Origin of the sequence: Kaistella sp. (assembly GCF_032060305.1) — a bacterium.
Lineage (GTDB): Bacteria > Bacteroidota > Bacteroidia > Flavobacteriales > Weeksellaceae > Kaistella > Kaistella yananensis.
In genome coordinates this window covers 1-3,916 of the sequence record NZ_DAMBHK010000066.1, presented here as the reverse complement: position 1 = coordinate 3,916, position 3,916 = coordinate 1, and the positions used below count along the sequence as shown (strand labels likewise).

General features: G+C 37.2%; 5 protein-coding genes and 1 pseudogene. 4 read left to right on the top strand and 2 right to left on the bottom strand.

Features of this window, described 5'->3' with window-relative positions:
• A pseudogene (locus V5N63_RS09305) lies at window positions 1-304 on the bottom strand (peptide chain release factor N(5)-glutamine methyltransferase); the annotation flags it as partial.
• A 159-nt stretch (window positions 305-463) separates the two neighbouring features.
• Here V5N63_RS09305 and V5N63_RS09300 point away from each other — a divergent pair.
• From V5N63_RS09300 to V5N63_RS09285, 4 genes are read left to right on the top strand one after another with little or no spacing between them, the layout of a single operon-like run.
• Complete coding sequence (locus V5N63_RS09300; protein ID WP_332033724.1) at window positions 464-1,003, top strand: C40 family peptidase; 540 nt, start codon at window positions 464-466, stop codon at window positions 1,001-1,003.
• Between the two features lie 35 nt (window positions 1,004-1,038).
• Window positions 1,039-1,851 (top strand): 2,3,4,5-tetrahydropyridine-2,6-dicarboxylate N-succinyltransferase, encoded by an 813-nt coding sequence (locus V5N63_RS09295; RefSeq protein ID WP_332018818.1) that lies wholly within the window; start codon window positions 1,039-1,041, stop codon window positions 1,849-1,851.
• A gap of 5 nt (window positions 1,852-1,856) precedes the next feature.
• Entirely contained in the window at window positions 1,857-2,519 is a 663-nt protein-coding gene (locus V5N63_RS09290; protein ID WP_332033723.1) for a glycosyltransferase family 32 protein, read from the top strand.
• Complete coding sequence (locus V5N63_RS09285) at window positions 2,519-3,613, top strand: glycosyltransferase family 4 protein (RefSeq protein ID WP_332033722.1); 1,095 nt, start codon at window positions 2,519-2,521, stop codon at window positions 3,611-3,613. The genes V5N63_RS09290 and V5N63_RS09285 overlap by 1 nt, the downstream gene beginning before the upstream one ends.
• A 33-nt stretch (window positions 3,614-3,646) precedes the next feature.
• On the opposite strand, the gene V5N63_RS09280 is transcribed toward V5N63_RS09285, so the two are convergent.
• Window positions 3,647-3,916 (bottom strand): T9SS type A sorting domain-containing protein (locus V5N63_RS09280; protein ID WP_332033721.1); only part of this gene is annotated, 270 nt, incomplete at its 5' end.

Here is a 3,916-nt window from a genome sequence, read left to right as displayed (position 1 = left end):
AAAGCTCCTCAGTTTCCGGTCTTGGAATCAGTACATTTTCATCCACAAAAAATTTCAATCCATAAAATTCGGTTTCACCCAGGATTTGCTGGTATGGTTTTCCTGCTTTTAATTCAGTGATTATTTTTATAAAAACGCTGTTTTGTTCTTCAGAAATAATGTGGTCCTGAGAGTACCTTAATTCAAATTTATTGATTCCTAAAATTTGGCTACAAAAAATTGAAAACAGTTCGCGGATTTCGGAATGTGTGTAAATTCCAGATAGTTGATTTTCAAAAGATTCTTTTAATTCAGAAATAATCATTTTTCTTAATTGGGTTTTAAATATAATTCCTTTTTTTGAAAATGAATGGATGGAGACCGTCAAATCTTCAAAAATACCCGAAAACAAAGGGAATTTCTGGGATTTTTTTGCAAAAGTGTAAATAATTTTACTATTTTTGAAAAACCCTCACTGTTAAAAATGAAAAACGTTCTATTTGCAGTTCTTGCATTATTGTTTGTCGTTTCCTGTGGAACTTCAAAACCAGTAGTTGTTAAGAGAAGTATTCCTACAAAAACTGTTAAGAAAACTCCGGATCTTAAATCATTGGAATCTAATTTTTCCGGAAAAGTGAACGCACAGATTCAGGAAATCCTTAAAGATGCTCAGAAATATTTGGGTGCGCCCTACAAATACGCCGGCAACAGTTCCGCTGGGTTCGACTGTTCAGGTCTGGTTTCCAAGGTTTTTGATGAAAACAATACGAAACTTCCGCGCCGTTCTGAAGACCAGTCTAATGTCGGAAAACCCATAAATATTCGGGATACCAAGCCAGGCGATTTGGTGTTTTTTGCCACCGCGGGCGGCAGCCGCGTTTCTCACGTAGGAATTGTACACGATATCGGAAGCAATGGCGAAGTGAAATTTATCCATGCATCTACGTCTAAAGGCGTGATTATTTCTTCACTTAACGAAAAATATTGGAACAAAGCTTATCTATTCGCCCGAAGAGTTTTGTAAATTTGCGCCAATTAAATTCTTATAAACCAATCAAAATTATGTTACAGCAAACCATCGAGAATATCTGGGATAACCGCGAGCTTTTAAAAGATGAAGACAGCCAAAAATCCATCCGTGAAGTCATCCGTCAGCTGGATTTGGGCGATCTGCGTGTTGCGGAGCCTACAGAAAATGGCTGGAAAGTGAATGAATGGGTGAAAAAAGCAGTCGTGATGTATTTCCCTATTCAAAAAATGGAAACTATTGAAGTGGGTCCTTTTGAATTCCACGATAAAATGCCGTTGAAAAGAAATTATGCCGAAAAAGGTGTTCGAGTAGTGCCGCATGCCGTGGCACGTGAAGGAGCTTTTATTGCTTCAGGAGTAATTTTAATGCCTTCTTACGTAAATATTGGTGCTTATGTAGATTCCGGAACGATGGTCGATACCTGGGCAACTGTTGGCAGCTGCGCACAGATCGGGAAAAACGTTCACTTGAGCGGTGGTGTAGGAATTGGCGGAGTTTTGGAACCACTTCAGGCTGCACCCGTAATTATTGAAGATGATGTTTTTGTAGGTTCAAGATGTATCGTGGTAGAAGGAGTTCACGTAGAAAAGGAAGCTGTTTTGGGAGCAAATGTTGTCCTTACCGCTTCTACAAAAATCATCGATGTAACCGGTTCCGAACCTGTTGAAATTAAAGGAAGAGTTCCGGCCCGTTCCGTTGTAATTCCCGGAAGTTATACGAAACAGTTTCCTGCTGGTGAATATCAGGTTCCGTGTGCTTTAATTATCGGACAGCGTAAAGAATCTACTGACAAAAAAACTTCTCTTAACGATGCTTTAAGGGAGAATAATGTTGCTGTTTAAAGAATATGGCGATTCCAAAACAAATATTTCAAACCTTTAAGTCAGAAAAATTACCATGGCTTACTCGGATGCATATCAAAAGAATGCTACGAAGAAATCGGGAATATACTTATCATTTTTACGACGATGAGCGTATTGAAAAATTTTTGCTAGAAGAATTTCCACGTGAATATTATGTGGCGTATAAAAGTCTTACCGTTGGAGCGGCTAAAGCAGACTTTTTCCGCTACGCAATTTTGTATAAAAAAGGTGGGATTTATTTGGATATAGATTGTAAATTGATTTCCAGATTTCGGGATTTTATTAAAGATTCTGATGAGGCAATTATTTCAATCGAAAACAATGGCCATCATTATACGCAATGGGCGCTAATTTTTGATGTCGGTCATCCTTTCTTGAAAAGAACATTGGAATTGTGCCTGATCAACATTTTTGAACACCGATATCCTCATGATGTTCATCAAACAACAGGTCCGACTGTTTTCACACACGCTATCAAGGAGGTTTTGCAGCTGAATCCAAGTACACCCTACCGAGAAATGGGAATGGAGTACGAAGGTCATATCGATGATAAATACAAACTTGCAAAGTTCTTCCTTTATAAAGACAGGAAAGAGCATTGGAAAAAGCTACAATTGTCGCAGGATATTATAAAACCGTTTGAGTAATGAAAATTGCTTTCGACGGTAAACGCTTTTTCAATAATGCATCGGGTCTGGGAAATTATTCCCGTGATTTGGTGAGGATTTTGGCCACTCATTTCCCTCATAATCAATACATTATTCTCAATAAAGAACACTCAGAAAGAGGAAAGAAGATTTTGGAAATACCGGGTGTTTCATTTAAGAAAACATCAAATGGTAGCTTTTCCCGACAGTTTAAGATGGGAAAAGATGCACAAAATATTGATGCTGATATTTTCCACGGACTTTCAGGCGAGCTTCCTTTAAAGTGGAATAACAAACCCATAAAAAAAGTTGTTACGGTTCATGATCTTATTTTTATGAGATTTCCGCAATATTATAGTTTTTTCGACCGTAAAATTCATTTCTGGAAATTTAAAAAGGCTGCTGAGCAGGCAGACCTGATCATTGCAATTTCTGAACAGACTAAACGCGATATCATAAAATTCCTGAAAGTTCCTGAAAGTAAAATACGGGTCGTTTATCAGGGCTGTCATCAATCATTTAAAGAAATGCAGTCTTCGGAATTTTTAAATTCAGTAAAAGAAAAATTTGGCTTACCTGAAAAATTTATATTGAATGTAGGCACCATTGAGGAAAGAAAGAATCTTTTAAATATTGTAAAAGCTATTACCGGAACAGATATTCCGCTGGTTGTAATCGGTAAAAAGACCAAATATTTTAATAAAGTAGAAAAATTTATAAAAAAAAATAAGCTCCAGAATCAGATCTTTTTTCTTGAAAATGTTTCGATGGAGGAATTGGCTGGGGTTTACAAACTTGCGGAAATTTTTGTGTATCCAAGTGTTTTTGAAGGTTTTGGGATTCCTGTTATTGAGGCTCTGTTTTCCGGCACATCTGTTATTACCAGTAACACAAGCTGTCTTCCGGAAGCTGGCGGGCCTGATTCGCTCTACGTTAATCCTACGCAACCAGAAGATCTGAAATCGAAAATCCTTTTCCTCTGGAACAATGAAGCGGAGCGAAATAGGCGTGTTGAAAAAGGTTTAAAATATGCTCAAAGATTCAGCGATGACAATATCGCCAGGGATTTAATGAATGTTTACAGCGAAGTTTGAGTAGGAATTAACTTTAATGCAATTTTTCTGATCCTATCTTTTAATAACGATTTTCTTTGTTAGTTTCTGTTCTTCAACAGTCATCGTTCCTAAATAAATTCCTGGAGAAAGACTAGAAATATTAATCTTTTTTGAATTTTCTGATCGAAGAAGAAGTTTTCCCGACAGGTCTGTGATGCTGAAAGAATAATCCTTTAAATTAGTGTTCAACATTTCTATATTGATAAAGTCTGAGGCGGGATTCGGGTAAATTCGCAAAGACTGCAGCATTTTTTCCGGTGGACAGTCATTTGTTGAAAGAGC

Excerpts from the sequence above, each read along its gene's own strand:
- V5N63_RS09285 (WP_332033722.1), top strand. The coding sequence starts at position 2,519 with ATGAAAATTGCTTTCGACGGTAAACGCTTTTTCAATAATGCATCGGGT.
- V5N63_RS09290 (WP_332033723.1), top strand. The coding sequence starts at position 1,857 with ATGGCGATTCCAAAACAAATATTTCAAACCTTTAAGTCAGAAAAATTA.
- V5N63_RS09300 (WP_332033724.1), top strand. The coding sequence starts at position 464 with ATGAAAAACGTTCTATTTGCAGTTCTTGCATTATTGTTTGTCGTTTCC.